The organism is Streptomyces araujoniae (genome assembly GCF_050871195.1).
Classification (GTDB): domain Bacteria; phylum Actinomycetota; class Actinomycetes; order Streptomycetales; family Streptomycetaceae; genus Streptomyces; species Streptomyces bacillaris.
Genome location: NZ_CP194070.1, coordinates 816229 through 840186, shown reverse-complemented (window position 1 = coordinate 840186; position 23958 = coordinate 816229). Strand labels below are relative to the sequence as shown.

Below are 23958 nucleotides of genomic sequence, written 5' to 3'. Positions count from 1 at the left end.
GCCGGAAAACCATTCGACGCGGCCGTCCCGCCCCGCCATGATCAGAGGCATGTTCCGGTACGCCTTCCTCGCAGCGCCGTCCGCAGTCGCGGACGCGCCGAAGGCTGCCGTGAGCGACATGGCCGCAGCCGCCGTCGCAGCCACCACCGCAGCCTTCGCTGCCGCAGCGCCCCTCGGCGGCGCCCGAAGCTGACCCTCCCCCGACAGTCCGGCGGACCCCGCAAGGGGAGGGTCGGCGGGGCCCTGGGGTCTTCTCTCTTCTCGGTTCCGAGCCCTCGTCGGGCATCGGGGCTGTGTCCAGCTTCGAGTTCTCAAAGGAACGCGCCATGTCCAAGACGGCCTACGTACGCACCAAGCCGCACCTCAACATCGGCACCATGGGCCACGTCGACCACGGCAAGACCACCCTCACCGCCGCCATCACCAAGGTCCTCAGCGAGCGCGGGGGCGGCTCCACCTCCTACGTCTCCTTCGACCGGATCGACCGGGCCCCCGAGGAGGCCCAGCGCGGGATCACCATCAACATCGCGCACGTCGAGTACGAGACCGACACCCGCCACTACGCGCACGTCGACATGCCCGGCCACGCCGACTACGTCAAGAACATGGTGACGGGCGCGGCGCAGCTCGACGGGGCGATCCTCGTCGTCTCCGCGCTCGACGGGATCATGCCCCAGACCGCCGAGCACGTCCTGCTGGCCCGTCAGGTGGGCGTCGACCACATCGTCGTAGCGCTCAACAAGGCCGACGCGGGCGACCCCGAGCTGACCGACCTGGTCGAGCTGGAGGTCCGTGAGCTGCTCTCCGCGCACGGGTACGGCGGTGACTCCGTCCCCGTCGTCCGGGTCTCCGGGCTCAGGGCGCTGGAGGGCGACCCACGGTGGACGGCGGCGATCGAAGGGCTGCTGGACGCCGTCGACACGTACGTACCGATGCCGGTGCGCTACACCGACGCGCCGTTCCTGCTCTCCGTGGAGAACGTCCTGACCATCACCGGCCGGGGCACGGTCGTCACCGGCGCCGTGGAGCGCGGCACCGTCCGCGTGGGCGACAGGGTGCAGGTGCTCGGCGCGGACGTCGAGACGGTCGTCACCGGCCTGGAGACCTTCGGCAAGCCGATGGAGTCCGCCGAGGCCGGGGACAACGTGGCGCTGCTGCTGCGCGGGGTGGAGCGCGACCGCGTCCGCCGCGGCCATGTCGTGGCCGCGCCCGGCAGCGTCAGGCCGAGGCGCCGGTTCACCGCGCAGGTGTACGTCCTGTCGGCGAAGGAGGGCGGCCGGTCGACCCCGGTCACCACCGGCTACCGGCCGCAGTTCTACATCCGTACGGCGGACGTCGTCGGTGACGTCGACCTCGGGGAGACCGCCGTCGCGCGCCCCGGCGACACGGTCACCATGACCGTGGAGCTGGGCCGTGACGTCCCGCTGGAGTCCGGCCTCGGCTTCGCGATCCGCGAGGGCGGCCGCACTATCGGCGCGGGCACGGTCACCGGCCTGCTCTGAGGACCGCCGCTGCCCGCCACCCCGCCGCCCGGGGGTGGCGGGCAGCGGCGGCGGCCACGGAGGGGTGAACGAGAATGGAGGGGTGAACGAGCCGATACCCGTCATCCGCGACGTCGACTGCGGCACCGCCCGCCTGCTGCCCGATGTGGACCGCGACCGGGCGTGGCTGCTCACGGTCGACGACGCACCCCAGTCCTATGTCGACCTCGACGATCCGACGTACCTGGAGTTCGAGTACGTACGGCGTCTCGCGCACGTCCTGGACTGCGCGGCACCCGACGGCGCCCCGCTGGACGTCCTGCACCTGGGCGGCGGGGCGCTCACCCTGCCCCGGTACGTCGCCGCCACCCGCCCCGGCTCGCGGCAGGAGGTGATCGAGGCGGACAAGGGGCTGCTGCGGCTGGTACGGGACCAGCTCCCGCTGCCCGACGGCAGCGGCATCACCGTGCACGCCGCCGACGCCCGGGAACGGCTGGAGGCGGCCCCGCCCGGGTCGGCCGACCTCGTCGTCGCGGATGTCTTCGGCGGCTCCCGGATCCCGGCCCACCTCACGTCGGTGGAGTACGCGCGGGCCGCCGGACGGGCGCTGCGGCCCCACGGGATCTACGCCGCCAACCTGGCGGACAGCGCGCCCTTCGCCTTCCTCCGGTCCCAACTGGCCAACTTCGCCACCGTCTTCGCCGGGCTCGCCGTGATCGGTGAACCTGCCGTGCTGCGCGGACGGCGCTTCGGCAACGTCGTCCTGCTCGCCTCGCACGCCCCGATCGACACGGCACCGCTCACCCGCCGCTGCGCCGCCGACGCCTTCCCGGCCCGGGTCACCGACGGGGACGCGCTGGTCCGGCTCGTCGCCGGGGCGCGCCCGGTGCCGGACACGGACGCCGTCGCCTCGCCGGAACCCCCGGACGGCGCCTTCACCATCGGCTGAGCCCGCACGGGCGGACGGCCATACGTACGCCGCGCGGCCCGATCCGGGGGACAGCGTTCCCGGAGCGGGCCGCGCGGCGGCCGACGCTATCGCGCATACGAGGCAGCGCCGGTCGGCTTGTCAGCCGGTCGGCTTGTCGGCCGAGAGGCGGACCGTGCTCAGGATCTGCTGGATGGTGGTGTCCGGCAGTTCGCCGTCGACTCCCTTGGGACCGTAGAGGATCCACGTCGAGAACTCGTCGTTGCCGTTCTTGAAGGAGAACGCGATCGACTTGCCGTCGGTGTCGCACTTCTCCTTCTTGGCCAGACCGGTCGCGGTGGCGGTCACGACGCTGCCGGAGAGACCCGACTTCGTGGTGAACGGCTTGGGGTCGCCGACCTTGACCTTGTCCTTCGAGTCGGTCTGGGCGTACGCGGCCCACACCCAGGTGCCCGCCTCGGCCTTGGCGGCCTCGTCGGAGTTCTTCGCCCCGCGCGCCCCCTTCGTGCCGACGCCGGCCAGCTCGGTCTCCTCGTCGCGGCCGTCCTTGTCGGAGTCGTCGACGCACCACTTGCTCTTGTAGTACGCGGGCGCCGAGAAACCGGCGACGGGCTTGCCCGTGGGGTCCTTGGCGTCCTCGAAGCCGGCGAACACGCCCGAGCTGGAGACCTCCCAGTCACCGGGTACGTCGAACTGCGTGCCCCACTTGGGGTTGGTGACGACCTTCCACCCCGGGATGAGGGGCTTGGGGTCGTTCTCGGAGCCGCGCGGGTTCTCCGCCGGTGCGGAGCTGGGCTCCTCCGAGGTGCTCGGCTTCGCGCTCGGGGCGGCGGACTTCTTGTCGTCCGCGACGTCCTTGCTCTTGTCGTCGTCGTTGCCGGTCAGCAGGACGACGCCGGTGACGACCGCGGCGACCACGACGGCGGTCGCCGCCACGATGGCGATGACGGTCGTCTTCTTCTTGTCGCCGTCCGGCTTCGGTCCGCCGGGCGGGCCCCCGACGGCGTACTGCGGAACGGTCGGCTGCTGGTACGGATTGGGCTGGCCGTACCCCGGCTGCCCGTACGGGGGCTGGCCGTATCCCGGCTGTCCGTAGCCGGGCTGGGTCGGCGGCTGGCCGGGCTGCCCCGGCGGGTATCCGGGCGCGCCGGACTGCCCCGGCTGCTGCCCCGGTTGCTGACCGGGCTGCTGGCCCTGCTGCGGATATCCCGGTTGCTGATAGGGATTCGGCTGCTGGTACCCCGGCTGCTGGTACGGGTTCTGATTCGGGTCCTGCGGGTTCTGCTCGCCCCCGGGCGGCTGCTGTCCTGGCCACATGGCCAGTAACCATAGATGGGTGGCGTGTGCACTGCTACGCCCGCCCCTGTCCCAGTGCTGTCCCGGTGCCGTAACAGGGGGATGGTCAAACCTCGCTACTCATGAGTAACCTTCGGTCCATGAGCGCTGAACAGATGACCGTGGGCGAGATGCTCGTCGCGACCGTTCCGATGGCCCGGACCCTCAACCTCGAATTCCTGGAGACGACCCCCGAGCGGGCCGTCGTCCGGCTGCCGGACCAGGCGGACTACCACAACCACGTGGGCGGACCGCACGCCGGAGCGATGTTCACGCTCGCCGAGTCCGCCAGTGGCGCCATCGTCATCGCCGCCTTCGGGGACCAGATGTCCCGGGCCGTGCCGCTCGCCGTCAAGGCCGAGATCGGCTACAAGAAGCTGGCCATGGGCGAGGTCACCGCGACCGCCACCCTCGGCCGCCCGATCGCGGACGTCGTGGCCCAGCTCGACGCCGGGGAGCGCCCCGAGTTCCCGGTCTCCATCGAGATCCGGCGCGCGGACGGCGCGGTCACCGGCGAGATGACCGTCGTCTGGACCCTGCGCCCCAACAGCTGACGCCCGCGGGCGTACGTTCCCGGGGCCGCCGTCCCTCCGGTCGGGGAGGGAGCGGCGGCCTCCGGTATGCGCGGGCGCCGGGGTGCCGGGCGTGCGCCGGGCCGGGCCCCGGCCGGCGCGCCCGCGCCGCGAACCGGTCCGCCAGGTGTGCGCGGGCGCCACTACGACGGGTGTGCGCGGGCGCCGGTGCGCCGGGCCCCATCCGCGGGCCCGCCCGGACGGGCCCCGGCGGCTCCTCAGCTCTCGTGCGCCGCTCGGTGGGCCTTGGCCAGCTCCACGTAACCGGCCGCGTTGAACCGGATGCCCTCCAGCTCCTCCGCCGTCAGCGGTCGCTTGACCTTGGCGGGCACGCCCGCGACCAGCGACCCGGGCGGCACCTGCATCCCCTGCGGCACGAGCGCCTGCGCCGCCACCAGGGAGCCGGCGCCGATGTGCGCGCCGTTGAGCACCGTGGCGCCCATCCCCACCAGCACGTCGTCCTCGATGACACAGCCGTGCAGGACCGCGTTGTGGCCGACCGAGACCCGCGCGCCCACGGTGAGCGGGAAGCCGGGGTCGGTGTGGACGCTGCAGTTGTCCTGGATGTTGCTGTCCGGGCCGAGGGTGATCGGGCCGCAGTCGGCGCGCAGTACGGCCTGGTACCAGACGCTGGAGCCGGGGGCCAGGGTGACCTCTCCGATGACCACGGAGGTCGGGGCCACGAACGCGTCCGCGTCGATGGCCGGCTCCTTGCCGCCCATGCCCGTGATCAACGCCTGCTCCGCCATGGCCTGCTCCTCGGTGGTCCGGTGCCGCTCGGGGGTGGTGCTCCTGATGGTGACGCGTGGGGCCTTCGATCGGGATCGGGCCGTCTGACACGGTAGGCGACGGCTCCCCGCACATGGCGGCGGGTGGGGTGAACATCACAGGTCACCGCGCGGAGCGCCGCCCGCCGCGCCGACTACCGTGAGCCCGTGCCGAAAAACCGCAACACGTTCTCCTTCCTCGCCCGTCGGCGCCGCGGTGCCGCCTCCTGGCTGGTCCACCGCGGCTGGGAGTGGGCGCGGGAGGCGGGTGCCGTCACCGCCGAGCACCCCGGCCGGCTGCGCTTCGGCGCGATCGGGGAGGGGACCCGGCTGGCGTTCCCGCAGGGCACCGTGTTCGGGGAGCCGTGGATCGAGCTGGGCGGCCACTGCATCATCGCCGAGCAGGTGACCCTGACCGCCGGGATGATGCCGGACCTGGACCTGGGCCCCGACCCGATCCTCACCCTGGGCGACGGGGTGGTGCTGGGGCGCGGCAGCCATGTGATCGCGGACACGACGGTGACCATCGGCTCGGACACGTACTGCGGTCCGTACGTCTACATCACCTCGACCAACCACAGCTACGACGACCCGCACGAGCCCGTGGGCAAGCAGTGGCCCCGCATGGAGCCGGTCGAGATCGGCCCCGGCTGCTGGATCGGCACCGGTGCGGTGATCCTGCCGGGTGCCCGGCTCGGCCGGAACGTGGTGGTCGCGGCGGGCGCGGTGGTGCGCGGCGAGGTCCCCGACCACGCGGTGGTCGCGGGGGCGCCCGCCCGTGTCGTACGGAGCTGGGACCCGGAGCGGGGCTGGCAGCCGCCCCTGCGCACGCCCGCTCCCGTACCGATCCCCGAGGGCGTCACCCCGGAACAACTGCTGGCGCTGGCCGAGCTGGAGGGGAAGGCGGGACCGGACACCCCGTGACAGCGGGCCCGGGCCCCGAGGCCCCGCCGGCGGCAGGAGCGCCGCCGATACGGTAGGCCGCATGCGCGCACCCATCGGCACCTTCGACGACGCCTCCCCGGCCTCCGGACGGCTCGACCTGCTCCCCGCCCCCGTCGCGGCGGCTCTCGCCGCCGGATGGGGCGACATCACCGCCGACCGGATCATCCACGTCGACACCGACCCGGCCGTGGCCGACACCGCCGTCTTCGTCGAGCACCACGGGCGGGACCTGCTGGACACCTCGGCCAACTGCGTCGTCGTGGCGGGCAGACGCGGCGGCGAGACCACCCTCGCCGCCTGCGTGGTGCTCTCCCGCACCCGGGTCGACGTCAACGGCGCCGTACGCAGGCACCTGGGCGCCCGCAAGGCCTCCTTCGCCGCGATGGACACCGCGGTCGGCGAGACCGGCATGGAGTACGGCGGCATCACGCCCATCGGCCTGCCCGCCGCCTGGCCCCTCCTCCTCGACCCCGCTGTGGTGGACGAGGAGTGGGTCCTGATCGGCAGCGGCAGCCGCCGGGGCAAGCTCATCGTGCCCGGCAAGGCGCTGGCGGCCCTCCCGGGCGCGGTGGTCGTGGCGGGGCTGGGGGTCTGACGTCACCCCCGTCACCCCAGGAGCGGGCCGACGCGTCCTGCCGGGCCGTGGGCGGTGGGCCGTCAGCGGTGGGCCGTGAGCCACCCGGTGGCGAAGTCGACGGCCGCCCGCAGCCGGACGAGCCGGCAGGGCGCGGCTCCGATCGGTGCCTGCCGTACGTCACCGGGGGCGGCGCTCTCCTCGAACGCCGCGCCCAGGGCCGCGAAGTCGCTGTCGTCCAGGGCGACATCCTCGTACGCCCACCACTGCCGCACACCCCCCGGCGCCACCACGCAGCGGTAGGTGCGGCGGGGAGGGGCGGGGGTGCGGTACTCGGCCAGGTGGAAGGCGGTGCAGGTGGCGTAGCCGGTGCCGAGGAGGAGGATGCGGGCGTCGGCCTCGTACAGCCGGGCGAGCGGCGAGTCCTCGCCGAGGTGGCAGTCCGGCCGGTGCCCGGCGAGCAGGCTTCCGGCCGCGGGGCCGAGGGCGGCGAAGGACGTCTGCGGATGGGCGCTGCGCTCCGCCCCCGTCGTCGTCCGCAGGGTCTCCGCCAGGGCGCCCATCGAGGGGGCCGGGGTGAGCGCCGGGTCGAACGGCTCCATCGACGAGCGGACCGCCTCGCGCGCCGGCGCGTTCAGGCCCCGTACCCGGGCGCGGTACTGCGGTGAGGTGTCCGAGTTCTCCGGGGTGAAGGAGGGGACCACCAGGGTCCCGCCCCTCCCCGCCGCCCGGCGCAGGGCCGTCAGCACGGCGGCGGGCCCGCCCGCCGCCGGCCCGACCGTCCGCAGGGAGGCGTGCACCAGCAGGGTGTCGCCGGGGCGTACGCCGAGCGCGGACAGTCCGGAGATCAGCCGCTCACCGTCGAGAGGGAGGCTGCCCGGAGAGGCCGCGTCGCGAGAGACCGCGCGGGGAGAGGCCGCGTCGGGAAGGACCGGGTGAGGAGAGACCGTGTCGGGAGAGACCGCGCGGGGGGAGACCGCGTCGGGAAGGACCGCGTGGGGAGAGACCGCGTGGGGAGGGGCTGCATCGGGAGGGGCGCTCACGGCGGGGATCCCTGCCCAACCCGGGCAGTCCCCATGCCGGGCGGCCCCATGCCGGGCAGTCCCCATGCTGGGCGGCCGGTTGTACGGCTGCCCTCATACAAGGGCGGCCCCCACCCAGCGCGGCCCGTACAGGGCGGCCCCCATCCACGCCGGCCCCGCACCCCCTCGCCCCGGCCGCGACTCCCTCACCCCAGACGCGGGATCTCGATCGCCGGGCACCGGTCCATGACCATCTCCAGCCCGGCCGCCCGCGTCCGCCCGTACGCCTCCTCGTCCACCACGCCGAGCTGGAACCACACCGCCTTCGCCCCCACCGCCACGGCCTCGTCCGCGACCCCGCCCGCCAGCTCGCTGTTGACGAACACGTCCACCACGTCCACCGGGAACGGGATCTCCGCCAGCGAGGCGTACCCCTGCTCCCCGTGCACCGCCTCGGCCTTCGGGTGCACCGGCACGACCCGCTTGCCGAAGCGCTGGAGGACCTCCGCCACCCCGTAGGCGGCGCGGGAGCGGTTGGCGGAGAGGCCCACCACCGCCCAGGTGTCGCCCGTCTCCTGGAGAATCCGCCGGATCGTCTCTGTCTCGTTGTCCATGCCGGGACAACCGCCGGTTCCGGTCCCGTCATTCCCGCCGGTCCCCACGCCCGGCGCGGCGCATAGGGTGGACGGATGCAGGAGCAGTACCGGACCGTCGCCCGCGCGGGCGTGCACGAGAGCGAGATCAACCGATCGCGCTTCCTCTGCTCGCTCGCCCCCGCCGCCACCGAACAGGAGGCGCAGGACTTCGTCGCACGCGTCCGCAAGGAGCACCCCACCGCCACCCACAACTGCTTCGCGTACGTGATCGGCGCCGACGCCGCCGTACAGAAGGCCAGCGACGACGGCGAACCGGGCGGCACCGCCGGTGTCCCGATGCTCCAGATGCTGATGCGCCGGGAGGTGCGGTACGCCGCGGCGGTCGTCACCCGCTACTACGGCGGGGTCAAGCTCGGGGCGGGCGGACTGATCCGGGCGTACGGGGGAGTGGTCGGCGAAGCCCTCGACGCGCTCGGCACCATCACCCGGCAGCGCTTCCGGCTGGCCACCGTCCGCGTCGACCACCAGCGGGCGGGCAAGCTGGAGAACGACCTGCGGGCCACCGGCCGGGACGTGCGCGAGGTGCGGTACGCGGAGGCCGTCACCGTCGGGATCGGGCTGCCGGACGCCGACGTCCCCGCCTTCACCGCCTGGCTGGCCGACGCCACCGCCGGGACCGCCACGCTGGAGCTGGGGGGCGAGGCGTACGGGGACGTCTGAGCCGTCCCGCGGTGAGGGGAATCCCACGGGTGGCGAATTCCCGGTCGATGCGGGATCGGCGGCCCGGCGGCGTTAGCGTGGTCCGAGCCGGTCGCGGGATCACGGGCCGCCCGGCGCGGCCCACGGGGTGGAGGACGACGTAGACATGCAGCGCACACGGCGCGGAGCCACGTACACACGGCGCACGCCGCGCAGGGCGCCCGGGCGGGCGCCGCGCACCACCCGTCCCACCGGTGGAGCGGTCGCGTGAAGCTGCTGCACACCTCGGACTGGCACCTGGGCCGGTCCTTCCACCGCGTCCCCCTGCTGGACGCCCAGGCCGCCTTCCTCGACCACCTGGTGGCCACCGTCGAGGCCCGCGAGGTGGACGCCGTCCTCGTCTCGGGCGACGTCTACGACCGGGCCGTCCCGCCGCTCGCCGCCGTCGAACTCTTCGACCGGGCGCTGCACCGGCTCGCCGCCGTCGGCGTCCCGACCGTCATGATCTCCGGCAACCACGACTCGGCCCGCCGGCTCGGCGTCGGCGCGGGCCTCTTCGAACGCTCCGGCATCCACCTCCGTACCGACCCCGAGGGCTGCGCCACCCCCGTCGTCCTCACCGACGCCCACGGCGACGTCGCCCTCTACGGCCTCCCGTACCTGGAACCGGCCCTGGTCAAGGACACCCTCCGCGCCCCCAGGGCCGGGCACGAGGCGGTCCTCACCGCCGCCATGGACCGCGTCCGCGCCGACCTCGCCGCCCGCCCCGCCACCACCCGCTCCGTCGTCCTCGCCCACGCCTTCGTCGCGGGCGGCGAACCCAGCGACAGCGAACGGGACATCACCGTCGGCGGGGTCTCTGCCGTCCCGGCCGGGGTCTTCGACGGTGTCGACTACGTCGCCCTCGGCCACCTCCACGGCTCCCAGCGGGTCACGGACCGGGTCCGCTACTCCGGCTCCCCGCTCGCCTACTCCTTCTCCGAGGCCGACCACCGCAAGACCATGTGGCTGATCGAGCTGGACGGCAGCGGCGCCATCACCGCCGACGAGCGCGTCGACTGCCCGGCCGAACGCCCCCTCGCCCGGCTCCGCGGCCGCCTCGACACCCTCCTGGAGGACCCGGCCCTGGACCGTCACGAGCACGCCTGGGTCGAGGCCACCCTCACCGACCCGGTCCGCCCCGCCGACCCCATGGCCCGCCTCGCCGCCCGCTTCCCGCACACCCTGAACCTGGTCTTCGACCCCGAGCGGCCGCCCGAGGACCCGCTCGCCTCCTACGCCCAGCGCCTCCGGGGCCGCGACGACCACCAGATCGCGGAGGACTTCGTGGCCCATGTGCGCGGTGGCAGCGGACCCAGCGGCCCCGAACGCACCGTGCTGCGCGCCGCGTTCGACGACGTACGGGTGGACGAGAGCGTCCGCGAGGTGTCCCGATGAGACTGCACCGCCTCGCCCTCACCGCCTTCGGCCCCTTCGGCGCCACCCAGGAAGTCGACTTCGACGCCCTCTCCTCCGCCGGGCTCTTCCTGCTCCACGGCCCGACCGGCGCCGGGAAGACCTCCGTCCTGGACGCCGTCTGCTACGCGCTGTACGGAGCCGTCCCCGGCGCCCGCCAGAGCCCCGGCGCCACCCTGCGCAGCGACCACGCACCCGCCGACCTCCCCACTGAGGTGCTGCTGGAGCTGACGGTCGGCGGCCGGCGCCTCGAAATCACCCGCAGCCCCGCCCAGCCCCGGCCCAAGAGGCGCGGCGACGGCTTCACCCAGGAGAAGGCCCAGAGCCGGCTGCGCGAGCGCGAACCCGAGGGCGGCTGGAAGGCGCTCAGCAAGTCCCACCAGGAGATCGGTGAGGAGCTGGTCCAGCTCATCGGGATGAGCCGGGACCAGTTCTGCCAGGTCGTGCTGTTGCCCCAGGGCGACTTCGCCCGCTTCCTGCGCGCCGACGCCGAGGCGCGCGGCAAGCTGCTCGGCCGGCTCTTCGACACCCGCCGGTTCGCCGCCGTGGAGGAGCGCCTCGCGGAGCTGCGCCGGGGTGCCGAGGCCCGGGTGAAGGCGGGCGACGAGGAGATCCTCGCCCTCGCCCAGCGCATCGCCCAGGCGGGCGGCCCGGCGGCCGTAGAGGCGCCGCAGCCCGCCGTCCGGGCGGGCGAACCGGGCCTGGCCGAAGCGGTCCTGGAGTGGGCCGCCCTCGCCCGCAGCGCCGCCCGGGAACGGCTCGGCATCGCCGGTGCGGCGGTCGCGGCAGCCGAGGGCCGCCGACTCGCCGCCGCCCGAACCCTGGAGGCCGAACGCGAACTGGCCCGCCTCCAGGAGCGGTACGCCGAGACCCTGCGCCGCGCCGAGGAGCTGGAGGCGCGGCGCCCCGAACACGAAGCCTGCCAGGAGCGGTTGGAGCGCGCCCGCACGGCGGACCGGGTGGCCCCCGCGCTGGAGCTGTGCGAGGAGGCCGAGCGGGAGTACCGGGCCGCGAGCGACGCCCTCGCCCGGGCGCGGGCGCCGCTGCCCCCGGAGCTCTCCGACGCGGGAGCCGACCGACTGGCCGAGCTGGAGCGGCGGTTCCGGCAGGAGCTGTACGCGCTCGAAGCGGCCCGCGCGGCCGAGGAGCGCAGTGCGCGCATCGACGAGGAGCGCGACCTGCTCGACCGCGAGGCCCGGGCCGACGAGGAGCTGATCCGGGACGCGGACGCGTGGCTGGCCGACTGGGACACCACCCGTACGGCCCTGAAGGCACGCATCGACGCGGCCCAGGAAGCCGCCACCCGTGCCGAACAGCTCGCCGGACTCCTCGCCCCGGCCCGCCGCCGGCTGGACGCCGCCCACCGCCGTGACGCCCTCGCCACCGACGTACTCCAGGCCGAGCTGCAGCTCACCGCCGCCCGCGAACAGGCCCTGGCCACCCGCGAGTTCTGGCTCGAACTGAAGGAGCGCCGACTGCGGGGCATCGCCGCCGAGCTGGCCGCCGCTCTGGTCGCGGGCGAGCCCTGCACGGTCTGCGGCTCGGCCGAACACCCGGCTCCCGCCAGCCCCGGCGACGGCCATGTGGACCGGGCCACGGAGGAGCGGGCTCTCACCGCCCAGCGGTCCGCCGAGGAGGCCCGCGCCCGTGCGGAACAGCAGCTCGGACTCGTACGCGAACGGTACGCGGCGGCGGAGACGGAGGCGCTCGGGGACCAGCCCGGGCCCGCGGCCGGGACGCCCACCGTGGACGGACTCCGCACCCTCGTCGACCGGTTGACCGACGAGCATGCCGAGGCCCACCGCCTCGCCGCCGCGACGAACCCCGCACGGGAGGCCCTCACCGCCGCCGAACGGGAGCACGCCGGGCGGCTGGCGCAGCGCCAGGAGGCCGGCGAGAGGATCGCCGCGCGTACCGCCGCGCGCGAGGCGCTGGACAGCGATCAGGCGCGGCTGGCGGAGCAGATCGCCGCCGCCCGGGGCGAATCCCCGTCCGTCGCCGCGCACGCCGAACGGCTCACCCGCCGGGTGGCGCTCCTCGCCGGAGCCGCCGAGGCCGTACGCGCCGAGCAGGACGCGGACCGGCGCCGCAAGGAGGCCGACGGCCGGCTCTCCGACGCGGCGTTCAGGGCCGGGTTCGACACCCCGCGGGCCGCTGCCGCCACGCTCCTCGACGCGGCCGCACAGCGCGATCTCCAGCACCGCGTCGACGCCTGGCAGGCGGAGGCAGCGGCCGTCGCGGACCGCCGGGCCGAGCGCGACGCGCGCGAGGCGGCCGAACACCCGCCCGCCCGGCCCGCGGAGGCGTCGAGCGCCCACGACGCTGCGGAGTGGCTGCTGCGCGAGGCCGCGTCGGGCCGTGCGGCCGCCCGCGAGCGGTGCGCCGAACTCGACCGGCTCTCCGGGCGGGTCGCCGAGGAGGTACGGCGGCTGGGGCCGGTGCGCGCGGAGTACGAACGGGTCGCCCGGCTCGCCGGACTGACCGCCGGGACCTCCGCCGACAACGAACGCAAGATGCGCCTGGAGTCGTACGTCCTCGCCGCCCGGCTGGAGCAGGTGGCGGCCGCGGCCACCGCCCGGCTGCAGCGGATGTCCGCGGGCCGCTACACCCTCGTCCACTCCGACGCCCGCACGGGCGGGCGCCGGGCCGGGCTCGGACTCCATGTCGTGGACGCCTGGACCGGCAGCGAACGGGACACGGCGACGCTCTCCGGCGGTGAGACGTTCTTCGCCTCACTGGCCCTGGCGCTCGGGCTCGCGGACGTCGTCACCGAGGAGGCGGGCGGCGTGCGCCTGGACACCCTCTTCATCGACGAGGGCTTCGGCAGCCTGGACGACCAGACCCTGGACGAGGTGCTCGACGTGCTGGACTCGCTGCGGGAACGGGACCGGAGCGTCGGGATCGTCAGCCACGTGGCCGATCTGCGCCGCCGCATCCCGGCCCGCCTCGAAGTGGTCAAGGAGCGGCACGGCTCGACGGTCCGCCACCGGCTCTGAACCGCCGCCGGGCGTGCGCTGGGCGGGCGCTGGGCGGGCGGCGTGCGGCGGGCGGGTGCCGCCCGGCTGCCCGGCTGCCCAGCCTTGCCGGTGGTGCCGGTGGTGACGTCCTGCTGGGGCCCGGGCCGCGACGGCGCCACCCGGGCCGTCCGCTCAGCGCGGACCGCCCGCACGTCGTCGCGCGGCGCCCCGGCCGGGAGCCGCCTCCGTGGCGGGAGGGGCCGGGGCGCCGGGCCGGGTCAGAGCCGTGACAGCTCGTCCACCAGGTCGTCCAGGCCCAGCGAACCCTGCGAAAGCGCCGCCATGTGCCAGGACTTGAGGTCGAACGCGGCACCGTGGGCGGCCCGCGCGTTCTCCCGGCCGAGCAGCCAGGCGCGCTCGCCCAGCTTGTAGCCGATGGCCTGGCCCGGCATCGAGAGGTAGCGGGTCAGCTCGCTCTCCACGAAGTCCGCCGGCCGGCCGCTGTGGTTGCCGAAGAACTCCTGCGCCAGGGCGGGCGTCCAGCGCTCGCCCGGGTGGAACGGAGAGTCCGCCGGGATCTCCAGCTCCAGGTGCATACCGATGTCCACGATGACCCGGCAGGCCCGCATCATCTGCGCGTCGAGATACCCCAGGCGCCGTTCCGCGTCGGAGAGGAAGCCCAGCTCGTCCATGAGCCGCTCGGCGTAGAGCGCCCACCCCTCGGCGTTGGCGCTGACCATGCCGACCGAGGCCTGGTAGCGGGAGAGGCTGTCCGCGACGTGCGTCCACTGCGCGATCTGGAGGTGGTGGCCGGGCACGCCCTCGTGGTACCAGGTCGAGACCAGGTCGTACACGGGGAAACGGGTCTCGCCCATGGTCGGCAGCCAGGTGCGGCCGGGGCGTGAGAAGTCCTCGGAGGGGCCCGTGTAGTACGGGGCCGCCGCACCGCCCGGCGGGGCGATGTGCGACTCCACCTTGCGGACCCGCTCGGCCAGGTCGAAGTGGGTGCCGTCCAGCTTCTCGATCGCCTCGTCCATCAGACCCTGGAGCCACTCGCGCACCTCGTCGACCCCTTCGATGTGCTTGCCGTGCACATCGAGGTGGGCGAGCGCCTCCCAGGGGCTCGCGCCGGGCAGGATCTGCGCCGCCTCGGCCTTCATCTCGGCCAGCAGGCGGTGGTACTCCGACCACCCGTACGCGTAAGCCTCGTCGAGATCCAGATCCGTACCGTTGTAGTAGCGCGACCAGCGGGCGTACCGCTCGCGGCCCACGGTGTCGGGCGCGCCCTCGATCGCCGGGGCGTAGACGTCACGCACCCAGTCGCGCAGGGCGGCGAGGGACCCGGTCGCCAGCCCGGCCGCCTCGGTCAGCTGCGGACGCAGGGCCTCCGGGGCCGGGGCGACGAGGTCCGCGAAGAACGCCGCGCTGTCGCCCTCGCCGCTCCACTCGGTGAGCTGCCCGACGAAGGTGGCCGTCGCCCGGGGACCGGCGTACAGCTTGCGCTCCAGGCCGAGGCCGAGCGAGGCCCGGTACCCCTCGACGGCGGCCGGGACGGCGCCCAGCCGCTCCAGGACCGCCGCCCAGTCCTCCTCCGTGGCGGTGGGCGTCAGCGTGAAGACCTGGACCAGGCTGTGGGCGGGCGAGTGGAGGTTGGAGACGGTCCGCAACCCCTCCTCCGCCTCGTGCACGGCGAGTTCCGCCGTCAGCCGCTCGCGCAGGAGCCGAGCGCAGCGGCGCTCCTCGTCGCTGTCGGCGCCCGGCAGCCGCTCCGCGTCGTCCAGCTTCAGCAGCGTGGTCCGGATGAGGTCGGCGGAGGCCTCCTGGCCCGCCGGTGAGAGATCGGGCAGGCGGCGCGAGCTCTCCGGGATCCCCAGATAGGTGCCGGTGATGGGGTCGAGTTCGATGAGGGCGTCGACGTAGGCGTCGGCGATCTGACGGGGCAGCGCACTGCTCGAAGTGTCTGACATGCGGACATCCTCCAACGGACGACCCCTCTCCGTCACCACCGGTACGGCGGCAGCGTCCGAAAGACGATCACGGATCGCCCGTGCCCGACGATCATCGACCCGCGCGCCCGACGATCATCGACCCGCGCGCCGGGCGATCACCGGCCCGTGCGACCGGCGATCACCGGCCCGCGCGCCGGACGATCACGGGCGGATCCAGGGGCCGGACGGCTGCGGTCCGTGCCTGGCGGCCGCTCACGGGTCCGGGGCCGCTCACGGGTCCGGGATGTCGCGCGGGTCCGGGACCTCGCGCGGCGGTCAGGCGCGGGCCGGTTCACCCGGCGGCAGCAGGGGGCCGCACTCCCACTGCTGGAAGATCAGCCGGGTCTCCACCCGGGCCACCTCTCGGCGCGAGGTGAACTCGTCCAGCACCAGCCGCTGCAGATCCGCCGTGTCCGCCACCGCCACCTGCACCAGATAGTCGTCCGGCCCGGTGAGGTGGAAGAGCGCCCGCGACTCCGGCAGCGCCCGGACCCGGTCGACGAACGGGCCGATCAGCTCCCGGCGGTGCGGCCGGACCTGCACCAGGAGCAGCGCCTGGAGCCCCCGGCCGAGCTTCGCCGGATCCAGCCGCAGCTGGTCGCCGAGGATGACTCCGGAGCGGCGGAGCCGGGTCACCCGGTCCAGACAGGTCGAGGGGGCCACCCCGACCTCGGCGGCCAGCTCCCGGTAGGTGGTCCGTGCGTCGTTCTGCAGCAGCCGCAGAATGTGCAGATCCACCGGATCCAGAGCGACAGAATCAGCCATGCGGCGAACGTAACACGGCCTTTCTCCGCTACGAGCCGGTAACTGTTCAGCCTGTTGTCATGGACAACGAAGTCTCGATGACGCCCCCTGCCTCCACCCCGGCCAGGGCGCTGGCCACCGAAGCCGTGCACGCCGGACGCGACGACCTCGCCTCCCTCGGCCTGCACGCCCCGCCGCTCGACCTGTCCACCACCTACCCCTCCTACGACTCGCGGGCCGAGGCCGAGCGCATCGACGCCTTCGCCACCACGGGCGCCCGCCCGGACGGCCCGCCCGTCTACGCGCGGCTCGACAACCCGACGACCGGCCGCTTCGAGACCGCGCTCGCCCGGCTGGAGGGGACCGACAGCGCCGTCGCGTTCGCCAGCGGCATGGCGGCCCTCACCGCCGTCCTGCTGGCCCGCGCGAGCGTGGGGCTGCGCCACGTCGTCGCGGTCCGGCCCCTCTACGGGTGCAGCGACCACCTGCTGGGCGCCGGGCTGCTCGGCACCGAGGTCACCTGGACCGACCCGGCGGGGATCGCCGACGCGATCCGGCCGGACACCGGTCTGGTCATGGTCGAGACCCCGGCCAACCCCACCCTCGCCGAGATCGACATCCGGGCCGTCGCCCACTCCTGCGGCACCGTGCCGCTGCTCGTCGACAACACCTTCGCCACCCCCGTGCTCCAGCGGCCCGTCGAACACGGCGCCCGGATCGTCCTGCACAGCGCCACCAAGTACCTCGGCGGCCACGGCGATGTGATGGGCGGGGTCGTCGCCTGCGACGAGGAGTTCGCCGCCACGCTCCGTCAGGTGCGGTTCGCCACCGGCGGGGTGCTGCACCCACTGGCCGGATACCTGCTGCTGCGGGGGCTGTCCACCCTTCCGGTACGCGTCCGGGCCGCGTCCGCCTCCGCCGCCGAACTCTCCCGCCGGCTCACCGCCGACCCGCGGATCGCCCGGGTGCACTACCCGGAGATCGGCGGGGCGATGGTCTCCTTCGAGGTGTACGGGGACCCGCACGCCGTGATCGCGGGCGTCCGGCTCATCACGCCCGCCGTCAGCCTGGGCAGCGTGGACTCGCTGATCCAGCACCCGGCCTCCATCAGCCACCGCATCGTGGACGAGGGCGACCGGCGGGCGGCCGGGGTCGGTGACCGGCTGCTGCGGATGTCGGTGGGTCTGGAGGACGTCGAGGACCTGTGGGCCGACCTGTGCCAGGCGCTCAGCGACGGGCCCCTTCCGCAGGCCCGGACGGCCGAACGGTCCGCCCGTCCGACGGCCGGGCAGTCCGTTCGCCCGTAGCGCCCGTAGCGCCCGTCGGCTCCGCCGCAACGGCGCTCAGCCGTGCGGTGATGACGAGGGTGCCCTCCTCGATCTGGTAGTCGAGGGGGAGTCCCAGGGCGCGCATCGCGGCGACCATGCCGGTGTTGCGGGACTGGGTCACGGCGTACACGCTGTCGCACCCCGCCTCCTCCGCGAGCTGCACCAGTCGGCCGAGCAGCTCCGAGCCGATGCCCCGGCGCTGCCAGTCGTCCTCGACGAGGAGCGCCACCTCCGTCTCGTCGCCGTCCCAGAGCAGGTGGCCCAGCGCCACCAGCTTGCCGGAGGCGGTCTGGACGGCCAGGGTGCGGCCGAACCGCGGGCTCAGCAGGTGGTTGAGATAGCGGTCGGCGTCGCCCACCGGGCCGTGGTAGCGCAGCCCCAGGGTGTCGGGGGAGCACCGGTCGTGCATGGCGCGGGCCGCGGCGAGGTCGCTGCGGTCCGCGCGGCGCACGGTGATCTCGTTGCCCTCGGGGAGGGTGAGGATGTCGGTGCTCCGGGGCACCCGCGGGCCGAGCCGGGCGTCCAGCTCGACCAGGGCGCGGGCCCGGGCGAACTCGGTCGGCGTGAACGGCAGATAGGGCCGCTCCACGGAGATGACCCCGCCGGACGGGTCGCGCAGCCGCATGGCGGTCTCCTCCAGGACGCCTTCGACCGGGGCGCTCTGCCCGGTCGGGCGGCCGGTGACGGAGACGGCGGGCAGCGAGTGGATGGTGCAGCGGCCGAGCAACTGGCGCAGGGCCAGGGGCAGTTCCGCCGCGTCCAGTGCCGTACGGGTGGCCAGGGAGAGCACCCGGGTCGGGGTGTCGACCAGATCGTGGGTGTCGGCCCGCTCGATCCAGGTGGCCGTGCCGCCCGCGGCCTCGATCTGCCCGGTCAGCTCCTGCGCCGGGAGCGAGGCGGGCGCCCGCAGCAGGAACTCGTCGACCGTGCCCTCCGCCAGCGGGTGGGTCTGGAGCGTGAGGATGTCGATACGGAACCGGGCGATCACCAGGCAGAGCGCGGCCAGACTGCCCGGCGCGTCCCGCACGGTCGTCCGCATCCGCCACAGCACGGTTTCCCCGGCGCCGGACCCGCCCCCGGCGCCGTCCGCCGGGCGGGCGGACCCGTCCGGCGCCGGATCGGATGTGCCCGGATCCTTGGGCGGGGGATCGTTGCTGTGGCGCCTGGCCCGCCAGGCGTGGATCGCGGCCATGGCGGCCAGGGCCACGGTCGACGCCAGGACCAGGACGGCCAGGAGCAGGTGGCTTCCGTCGGGCCGGTGCCCGAACAGTGTGGTCATCGCATCCGTCACATGAGTCATATCCTTACTGTGAACGCCTGGTGTTGCCTGATCACGAACACCTTGTGACTGATGGGTTAAGTGTCGATCTGCACTCCTATCGTCGGTTTTCGGCCGTATTCCTCACTCCTTGAAGGTCTTCGCCAGGCGGGCGGCCTGCCGGACGGTCTGCGAGGACCCCTTGCGCCCGGCGGTCGCGGCCAGCCCGGCGATCGGCTCGACCCCCTCCGTTCCGCAGCGCTCGGCGCACTCCGCCGCCACGGCCAGCAGGTCACCGATGCCGCGGGGCGCCTTCTCGTACGCCAGCAGGGTGGGCAGCACCCGGGCCAGCACGCCGAGCACGGTCCGGTACGCACCGGTGGCGGCGCCCGTCCGGGCCGAGTCGGCCAGCCGGTTGACCTTGACCAGATCGTGGTCCACGAGGACCCCCAGCTCCCGGCCGAGCAGTACGGTGTCCAGCCGTCCCTGCGCCGCCAGCACGAGGAGCGCGTCCACAGCGGATATCCGGTCCTCGGGGTGGCGCGCGCCCAGCCCGTAGGCCAGGGCGAGGTGCAGGGCGACACCGGCCTCGCCGCCCGCCTCCACCAGCCGTGGCAGGCACCAGGCACTGCCCCGGGGCCCCTCGTCGGCGGTGCGCAGCAGATCCGGCATCAGCCAGGCCGCCAGGGTCTCGCCGTCCTCGGGCAGCGTCGCGGTCCAGTGCGGGCTCTGGTCCGCGCCCCAGTGGTAGCAGTCCCGGGAGTTGGGTACGCGCGGGCGTCCCAGCCAGTGGAAGGAGCGCGGGAACTCCCGCTCGATCAGGGGCCGTTCCTTGGTCGCGAGCAGCACCTGGCGCACCCCGGAGGCGGACCGCTGCCACCAGTTGCCCGCCGAGGGCCGGTCGCTGGTCAGCCCGTGGCGCAGGACGGGCACCAGCGGCTCGTCGGCCCGTATCCACGCGGCCAGCCGGTCGCCCTCCGGTGTCCCGAGCGTCGCGGCGGCGTCGGCGGCCTCCTCCGCGCCGCTCCGGCGCACCCGCAGCAGGGCCTGGGAGAAGTCGGCGGGGCCCGGGGTGATCCCGAGCCGCCGGTATGTCCGCAGCCGCTCGACCAGCTCCGCCGGGTCCAGCGATCCGGTGTGCCAGGTGGGGGTGGCGAGCAGGAAGGGGACCCGGTCGGTCGCCACGTCACCGGCCGCCTCCCAGGTACGGGCGAGCAGCACCCCGTTGAGCGCCGCGTGGGCACACGTGCCGGTGCCGGTCCAGCGGCTCCTCCCCTCGACCACGGACTGGTACGACACCCGGCCCAGCAGTGAGCCCACCACCAGGGCGAGTGCGTGGTCCGTCGTCATGTAGGCCGGTTCCGGCTGGTGGTCGATGCCGTGCTCGGCGTACCACGTGCCCGCCAGGGCCTCCCGCAACGCCTCCGTCAGCCCGGACCGGTCGGTGCGGGCCACCCGGACGAGCCCGTCCAGCGCGCGCTCGAAGGGCGAGATCCCGGACGCGGCGGCCAGGGCGCCGGGCGTGGCCCCCTGCCAGGAACGCGACTTGAGCTGGGCCGACACCTCCTCGACCAGCTCCGCCACGCTCCCCGGCGCAGGATCGAGCCGGACCGGCTCCGGCACCGGCGGCAGCAGCTCCTCGTACGGTCCCTCCACCACATCGTCCTCGTCCACCGCCCCGAAGAGCGCGGTGACCGCCTCCCGGTGGATCGGCCCCAACTGCTGGGCCGCGAAGGACAGCTCCTCCCGCAGCGCGGCGTCGTCGGCCGGAAGGTGGCGTGCGATCAGCTTGAGGGCCCGCTCCTGAAGCGCGACGTCCTCGTGCCCGAACGCCTCCGCCACCACCGGCAGCAGCTCGCCCGCCGTCGACGGGTCCCGGCCCAGCACCTTGCCCAGCAGGATCAACTGGCCGCGCACCAGCTTCTTCTCCCGGCGGAAGAGCACCGCGCCCGACGCCTCCGCCAGGTCCCGGGTGGACAGCTCGCCCCGGGCGTCCAGCCGCGCCAGCACGTCCTGGGCATGGCCGGCGACCACCGAGATGCCGTCCGCCGCCATCCCCATCCAGTCACGGAGGCGCTCCCGCTCCTCGTCCTCCGTGATGCCCACCTGCTGGAGCACGGTGAGGAAGAAGCGCTGGTCACCGGTCTTGCCCCCGCGCACCAGCCGCGTCACGCACCGCTCGGTCAGCCGCGACCGGTCGAGCACGCCCTCCTCGGCCAGGGTGCGGAGCGCACCCGGCCAGTGGTCCGTCGAGTCCGCCGTCTCGTACCAGCTGACCTGCCCCGGAAGCTCCGCCATCTCGAACAGCCGGGGCGCGAGCACCGCGACGTGCGGGTCGGACCGGAGGATGCCGATCAGAGGGGTCCGGCCGGACCTGCCGGGCCACCGCGCCGTGCTGATCCGCTCCACCCAGCCCTCGACGACACTGTCCGTCACCGGGACCGGGCCGCCGGCCATCCGGGCCAGCTCGCTGATGAACGTGAACTCCGCGTCGGAGTTGAGCGACTTCGCCGCCAGCCGCTGGGCGAGGTCACCGAGCCAGGCCGGATCGCGGTCCCCGAGCGCCGTCAGGATCAGTGGGTACGGGGACCGGGACCATCCGCGCAGATCCCGGCCGCCGATCCAGGTGGCGCACCCCGCGGCCCCCGTGTGACACCCGGCCCCGGCCACATGGAGCGCCTTGCGGATCCTGTCCTGGCGCTGCCAGTCCCAGCCCCGGACCTCCTTGCGCAGCTCCTTCAGCTCGGCCAGCGCAGCCTTGCGCCCGGCCGCGTCGAGCCCGAGCACGAGGGCGGGGACCTCACGGTGCGCTCCCGCGCGTACGGCGGTGAGAAGGTCGCTCATCGCACACCCCCGGTGACCGTCGCCCCGCGCCGGACCATCGTCACGGCGAGGGCGTGCTTGCACGGACCCCGCTTGCCCCGGTAGTCCGCCCACCACTGACAGGTGCAGGTGAGTCTTCCGTCGCTCTCGCGCACCTGATACCGCCGCTCGCCGGAGGCCACGGAGGCCACCGCGCCGTCCAGCGTGACCGCCCCCGCACCGGCCAGCTCGCGCGCCGCCACCAGCCGCGGATTGTGCCGCTCGGCCCGGTCCGCGTCGTACGGCAGCTCACGGTGGAAGTACGCCGCGTCCGCCAGGTCGTAGCCGACCCGGCCCGCCGTGCCGAGGCGGGTGAGCGCGGCCCTCACCCGCTCGACGCCCAGCCCCGACTGCTCGGCCAGCGAGGCCGGTTCGATCGCGGGCTCCCACGCGAGGAGCACGGAGACCAGCTCGGCGTCGGCCGCCGCCTCGTCCGTGGCCAGCGCCTCCAGGACCCCGCCCTCGCCCGAGAACCCGCGCGCCGCGTCCGGCGACAGCGTCAGCGTGAGCCGCATCCCCGGCAGCACCACCTCCCAGGCGCTCGCCACCGGAGCCCCGTCGACCACCGGAGGCCCGTACACCCGCAGGGCCGTCGCATGGCGCAGCACCCGCTCCAGGGCCGCCAGCCGCTCCGGCCCCGGCAGACAGACCGCGCCCGGCACCGGCCGGGTCGTCGGCCGCAGGGCGGAACCGGACGCCACCACCCACTGGGCGCCGCGCGCCGCGTTCCCCGCACGCCGGGGCAGCGAGCGCAGGAACGCCACCGCCTGCGCCCCCGACAGTTCGGCCCGCAGATCGAACCCGGCCGAGGCGACCTGGGCCTCCGCGAATCCCCGCAGCCACCGGTCCGGCAGCGGGACCTTCTTCTCCACCAACGGCCCGTCCACCGTCGTGACCGCCAACTCCTGGGGGCCCACCCGCAGATGGAGCGGGTCGTCCGCCGTGATCCGCGACAGCGCGTCCCGGAGCGGGTTGTTGACGTCCACATTGGTCGTGCCGTGGCCGGTCCGCTCGCCCTCCAGCCCTTCCTGGAGCACATCGAGGCGTGCGTACACCCCGCAGCAGCCGGAGAACGACTCGAAGCGGAGCCGGTCCCCGTTCCCCGTCACCACCGGGTCGAGGGAGGCGGACAGGGTGCGCTGGTAGTAGCGGGCGGCGGCCACATCGGCCACCGCCAGCAGTCCACGGGCGGCTATGCGCGGGGCGGAGAGGAATCCGGCGAAGAACCGCGGATGCGCCTCCGCCCCGCGCGGGGTGAGACCGCCTGCGGTCTCCAGCCCCAAGGAGGCGCCCACCTGCGAGGACTCCAGGGCGGACGGGCGTGCGTAGGCCAAGGCCTGAACGGATCGGGTCATGGAGAAAACGGTAGGACCCACCACTGACAACGGCCCCCGGCTCAGCGGTCCGTGCAGGTCAGAGGCGTATCTCGGGACCCACCGCGCGCCCGGGCCGGACGGGCGCCCGCACGGGCCGACGCGCCCCGGGCCGCGGCACTTCGGCGGAGAGCGCTCCGCCCCTCAGCGGCTGGTGTCGAGGATGACGCGGGCGACCAGGGCCGGGTCGTCGCTCATCGGGACGTGCCCGCAGCCGGGCAGCCGCACCAGCCGGGCGTCCGGGATCACGTGCTTGGCGCGGATCCCCTGACGGCGCAGCAGGATGCGGTCGCGGGTGCCCCAGGCGACGGTGACGGGGAGGCCCTTCACCTCGTCGGTGAAGAGGGCGTTGCCACCGGCCGCCAGCGCTTGGTCGAAGCCGGTGGCTTCCCGCAGGGCCAGGGTCTCGGCCACCACGGCCTCGGGCGAACGGCGGCCGGGCCGGGCGTAGATGGTGCTGGTCAGCGCCGTACGCCCGGCCGCGCTGCGGGAGAGCCGCTCGATCGCCGGCACCGGCAGGGCCAGCGCGGCACGGCGCATCGCCAGGAGGACGGCGAAGGCGTAACGGCGCTCCGGCTGGTTCCAGAAGCCCGCGGGGGCGAGGGCGGTCACCGAGCGGACCAGTTCCGTCCGCCCCAACTCCAGGGCGAACAGGCCCCCGAGGGAGTTCCCTGCCACATGCGGGCGGTCCAGGTCCAGCGCCCCGAAGAAGGCCCCGAAGATCGCGGGGACCGTCTCCAGGCTGTACGGGACCCCGTCCGGCAGCCCCGGGGACGCGCCGAAACCGGGCAGGTCGACGGCGATCACCTCCCGCTCGGCGGCCAGGATCCGCGTCACCGGATCCCACGCCTGGCGGTGGTGGCCGATGCCGTGGAGCAGCACCAGCGGCTCTCCCGTACCGGTCCGTTCGTACGCCACGGAGAGCGGACGGGGGCCGTGCGCCGTATCGACGGTGAAGGAGACCGTGGTCGCCATGGAGCCGCTCCCTGACATGGGTAGACATTGCGTCAACAACAATTACCTTCCAGTAGCTTGGAGTTCAAGGGCTGGGGCGATTCCGCTGGACACCACCGG

19 protein-coding genes are annotated in these 23958 nt (G+C 74.4%); 9 read left to right on the top strand and 10 right to left on the bottom strand.

The genetic code is table 11. From position 1 onward, the window contains the following. The first annotated feature begins 326 nt into the window (after positions 1–326). Both tuf and ACQ9ZG_RS03370 read left to right on the top strand, forming a co-directional pair. Positions 327–1502: an elongation factor Tu gene (gene tuf, locus ACQ9ZG_RS03375; protein ID WP_109917388.1), complete on the top strand. Its 1176-nt coding sequence runs from the start codon at positions 327–329 to the stop codon at positions 1500–1502. 82 nt (positions 1503–1584) lie between these two features. Next, entirely contained in the window at positions 1585–2430 is an 846-nt protein-coding gene (locus ACQ9ZG_RS03370) for a spermidine synthase (protein ID WP_109917387.1), read from the top strand. A 120-nt stretch (positions 2431–2550) separates the two neighbouring features. Here the strand turns inward: ACQ9ZG_RS03370 and ACQ9ZG_RS03365 are convergent, their stop codons facing one another. Beyond that, complete coding sequence (locus ACQ9ZG_RS03365) at positions 2551–3726, bottom strand: DUF8017 domain-containing protein (protein WP_109917386.1); 1176 nt, start codon at positions 3724–3726, stop codon at positions 2551–2553. 134 nt (positions 3727–3860) lie between these two features. Here ACQ9ZG_RS03365 and ACQ9ZG_RS03360 point away from each other — a divergent pair, with 134 nt between their 5' ends. Further along, a complete protein-coding gene (locus tag ACQ9ZG_RS03360) occupies positions 3861–4298 on the top strand; it encodes a DUF4442 domain-containing protein (protein ID WP_028418961.1) in 438 nt (145 codons plus the stop codon). A 236-nt stretch (positions 4299–4534) separates the two neighbouring features. Here ACQ9ZG_RS03360 and ACQ9ZG_RS03355 read toward each other — a convergent pair whose 3' ends face one another. Continuing rightward, positions 4535–5065 carry a gamma carbonic anhydrase family protein gene (locus ACQ9ZG_RS03355; RefSeq protein WP_028418960.1) on the bottom strand — a complete coding sequence of 177 codons (531 nt, stop codon included), beginning with the start codon at positions 5063–5065 and terminating at the stop codon, positions 4535–4537. A 186-nt stretch (positions 5066–5251) separates the two neighbouring features. On the opposite strand from ACQ9ZG_RS03355, the gene ACQ9ZG_RS03350 reads away from it, so the two are divergent. Then, entirely contained in the window at positions 5252–6007 is a 756-nt protein-coding gene (locus ACQ9ZG_RS03350) for an acyltransferase (RefSeq protein WP_386698005.1), read from the top strand. Between the two features lie 61 nt (positions 6008–6068). Next, complete coding sequence (locus tag ACQ9ZG_RS03345) at positions 6069–6623, top strand: YbaK/EbsC family protein (RefSeq protein ID WP_028418958.1); 555 nt, start codon at positions 6069–6071, stop codon at positions 6621–6623. A gap of 62 nt (positions 6624–6685) precedes the next feature. Here the strand turns inward: ACQ9ZG_RS03345 and ACQ9ZG_RS03340 are convergent, their stop codons facing one another. Both ACQ9ZG_RS03340 and ACQ9ZG_RS03335 read right to left on the bottom strand, forming a co-directional pair. Continuing rightward, entirely contained in the window at positions 6686–7453 is a 768-nt protein-coding gene (locus tag ACQ9ZG_RS03340; RefSeq protein ID WP_499281568.1) for an AAC(3) family N-acetyltransferase, read from the bottom strand. A 377-nt stretch (positions 7454–7830) separates the two neighbouring features. Then, entirely contained in the window at positions 7831–8238 is a 408-nt protein-coding gene (locus ACQ9ZG_RS03335; RefSeq protein ID WP_018492606.1) for a CoA-binding protein, read from the bottom strand. Between the two features lie 75 nt (positions 8239–8313). Here ACQ9ZG_RS03335 and ACQ9ZG_RS03330 point away from each other — a divergent pair, with 75 nt between their 5' ends. The 3 genes from ACQ9ZG_RS03330 (at position 8314) to ACQ9ZG_RS03320 (ending at position 13370) form a co-directional block, all read left to right on the top strand. After that, positions 8314–8940 carry a YigZ family protein gene (locus ACQ9ZG_RS03330; RefSeq protein WP_109916942.1) on the top strand — a complete coding sequence of 209 codons (627 nt, stop codon included), beginning with the start codon at positions 8314–8316 and terminating at the stop codon, positions 8938–8940. A 246-nt stretch (positions 8941–9186) separates the two neighbouring features. Further along, on the top strand, positions 9187–10356 hold the full coding sequence (locus tag ACQ9ZG_RS03325) for an exonuclease SbcCD subunit D (RefSeq protein ID WP_084996457.1): 1170 nt from the start codon (positions 9187–9189) through the stop codon (positions 10354–10356). Continuing rightward, on the top strand, positions 10353–13370 hold the full coding sequence (locus ACQ9ZG_RS03320) for an AAA family ATPase (protein WP_499279872.1): 3018 nt from the start codon (positions 10353–10355) through the stop codon (positions 13368–13370). Before ACQ9ZG_RS03325 ends, ACQ9ZG_RS03320 begins: the two co-directional genes overlap by 4 nt. Positions 13371–13609: 239 nt before the next feature. On the opposite strand, the gene ACQ9ZG_RS03315 is transcribed toward ACQ9ZG_RS03320, so the two are convergent. After that, complete coding sequence (locus tag ACQ9ZG_RS03315; RefSeq protein WP_084996459.1) at positions 13610–15298, bottom strand: DUF885 domain-containing protein; 1689 nt, start codon at positions 15296–15298, stop codon at positions 13610–13612. A gap of 297 nt (positions 15299–15595) precedes the next feature. Beyond that, positions 15596–16084: an Lrp/AsnC family transcriptional regulator gene (locus ACQ9ZG_RS03310; RefSeq protein WP_028418953.1), complete on the bottom strand. Its 489-nt coding sequence runs from the start codon at positions 16082–16084 to the stop codon at positions 15596–15598. A 59-nt stretch (positions 16085–16143) separates the two neighbouring features. Between ACQ9ZG_RS03310 and ACQ9ZG_RS03305 the strand changes: the two genes are divergently transcribed. Beyond that, on the top strand, positions 16144–17370 hold the full coding sequence (locus ACQ9ZG_RS03305; RefSeq protein WP_084996460.1) for a trans-sulfuration enzyme family protein: 1227 nt from the start codon (positions 16144–16146) through the stop codon (positions 17368–17370). Here ACQ9ZG_RS03305 and ACQ9ZG_RS03300 read toward each other — a convergent pair. From ACQ9ZG_RS03300 to ACQ9ZG_RS03285, 4 genes are all read right to left on the bottom strand, one after another. Next, positions 17291–18691, bottom strand: coding sequence for a GNAT family N-acetyltransferase (locus ACQ9ZG_RS03300; RefSeq protein ID WP_258312203.1), 1401 nt, complete (start codon positions 18689–18691; stop codon positions 17291–17293). The two genes, ACQ9ZG_RS03305 and ACQ9ZG_RS03300, sit on opposite strands and share 80 nt — an antisense overlap. A gap of 102 nt (positions 18692–18793) precedes the next feature. Next, complete coding sequence (locus ACQ9ZG_RS03295) at positions 18794–21493, bottom strand: DUF7824 domain-containing protein (protein WP_109915725.1); 2700 nt, start codon at positions 21491–21493, stop codon at positions 18794–18796. After that, on the bottom strand, positions 21490–22866 hold the full coding sequence (locus ACQ9ZG_RS03290; RefSeq protein ID WP_499279868.1) for an SWIM zinc finger family protein: 1377 nt from the start codon (positions 22864–22866) through the stop codon (positions 21490–21492). The genes ACQ9ZG_RS03295 and ACQ9ZG_RS03290 overlap by 4 nt, the downstream gene beginning before the upstream one ends. Before the next feature lie 162 nt (positions 22867–23028). Next, positions 23029–23859: an alpha/beta fold hydrolase gene (locus ACQ9ZG_RS03285; RefSeq protein WP_109917137.1), complete on the bottom strand. Its 831-nt coding sequence runs from the start codon at positions 23857–23859 to the stop codon at positions 23029–23031. Positions 23860–23958: the final 99 nt, after the last annotated feature.

What these genes read in the sequence shown, in the direction of transcription:
- ACQ9ZG_RS03305 (WP_084996460.1), top strand. Translation starts at nt 16,144, where the DNA reads ATGGACAACGAAGTCTCGATGACGCCCCCTGCCTCCACCCCGGCCAGG.
- ACQ9ZG_RS03360 (WP_028418961.1), top strand. Translation starts at nt 3,861, where the DNA reads ATGACCGTGGGCGAGATGCTCGTCGCGACCGTTCCGATGGCCCGGACC.
- tuf (WP_109917388.1), top strand. Translation starts at nt 327, where the DNA reads ATGTCCAAGACGGCCTACGTACGCACCAAGCCGCACCTCAACATCGGC.
- ACQ9ZG_RS03345 (WP_028418958.1), top strand. Translation starts at nt 6,069, where the DNA reads ATGCGCGCACCCATCGGCACCTTCGACGACGCCTCCCCGGCCTCCGGA.
- ACQ9ZG_RS03335 (WP_018492606.1), bottom strand. Translation starts at nt 8,238, where the DNA reads ATGGACAACGAGACAGAGACGATCCGGCGGATTCTCCAGGAGACGGGC.
- ACQ9ZG_RS03315 (WP_084996459.1), bottom strand. Translation starts at nt 15,298, where the DNA reads ATGTCAGACACTTCGAGCAGTGCGCTGCCCCGTCAGATCGCCGACGCC.
- ACQ9ZG_RS03295 (WP_109915725.1), bottom strand. Translation starts at nt 21,493, where the DNA reads ATGAGCGACCTTCTCACCGCCGTACGCGCGGGAGCGCACCGTGAGGTC.
- ACQ9ZG_RS03290 (WP_499279868.1), bottom strand. Translation starts at nt 22,866, where the DNA reads ATGACCCGATCCGTTCAGGCCTTGGCCTACGCACGCCCGTCCGCCCTG.
- ACQ9ZG_RS03285 (WP_109917137.1), bottom strand. Translation starts at nt 23,859, where the DNA reads ATGGCGACCACGGTCTCCTTCACCGTCGATACGGCGCACGGCCCCCGT.
- ACQ9ZG_RS03300 (WP_258312203.1), bottom strand. Translation starts at nt 18,691, where the DNA reads ATGACTCATGTGACGGATGCGATGACCACACTGTTCGGGCACCGGCCC.
- ACQ9ZG_RS03355 (WP_028418960.1), bottom strand. Translation starts at nt 5,065, where the DNA reads ATGGCGGAGCAGGCGTTGATCACGGGCATGGGCGGCAAGGAGCCGGCC.
- ACQ9ZG_RS03330 (WP_109916942.1), top strand. Translation starts at nt 8,314, where the DNA reads ATGCAGGAGCAGTACCGGACCGTCGCCCGCGCGGGCGTGCACGAGAGC.
- ACQ9ZG_RS03320 (WP_499279872.1), top strand. Translation starts at nt 10,353, where the DNA reads ATGAGACTGCACCGCCTCGCCCTCACCGCCTTCGGCCCCTTCGGCGCC.
- ACQ9ZG_RS03365 (WP_109917386.1), bottom strand. Translation starts at nt 3,726, where the DNA reads ATGTGGCCAGGACAGCAGCCGCCCGGGGGCGAGCAGAACCCGCAGGAC.
- ACQ9ZG_RS03310 (WP_028418953.1), bottom strand. Translation starts at nt 16,084, where the DNA reads ATGGCTGATTCTGTCGCTCTGGATCCGGTGGATCTGCACATTCTGCGG.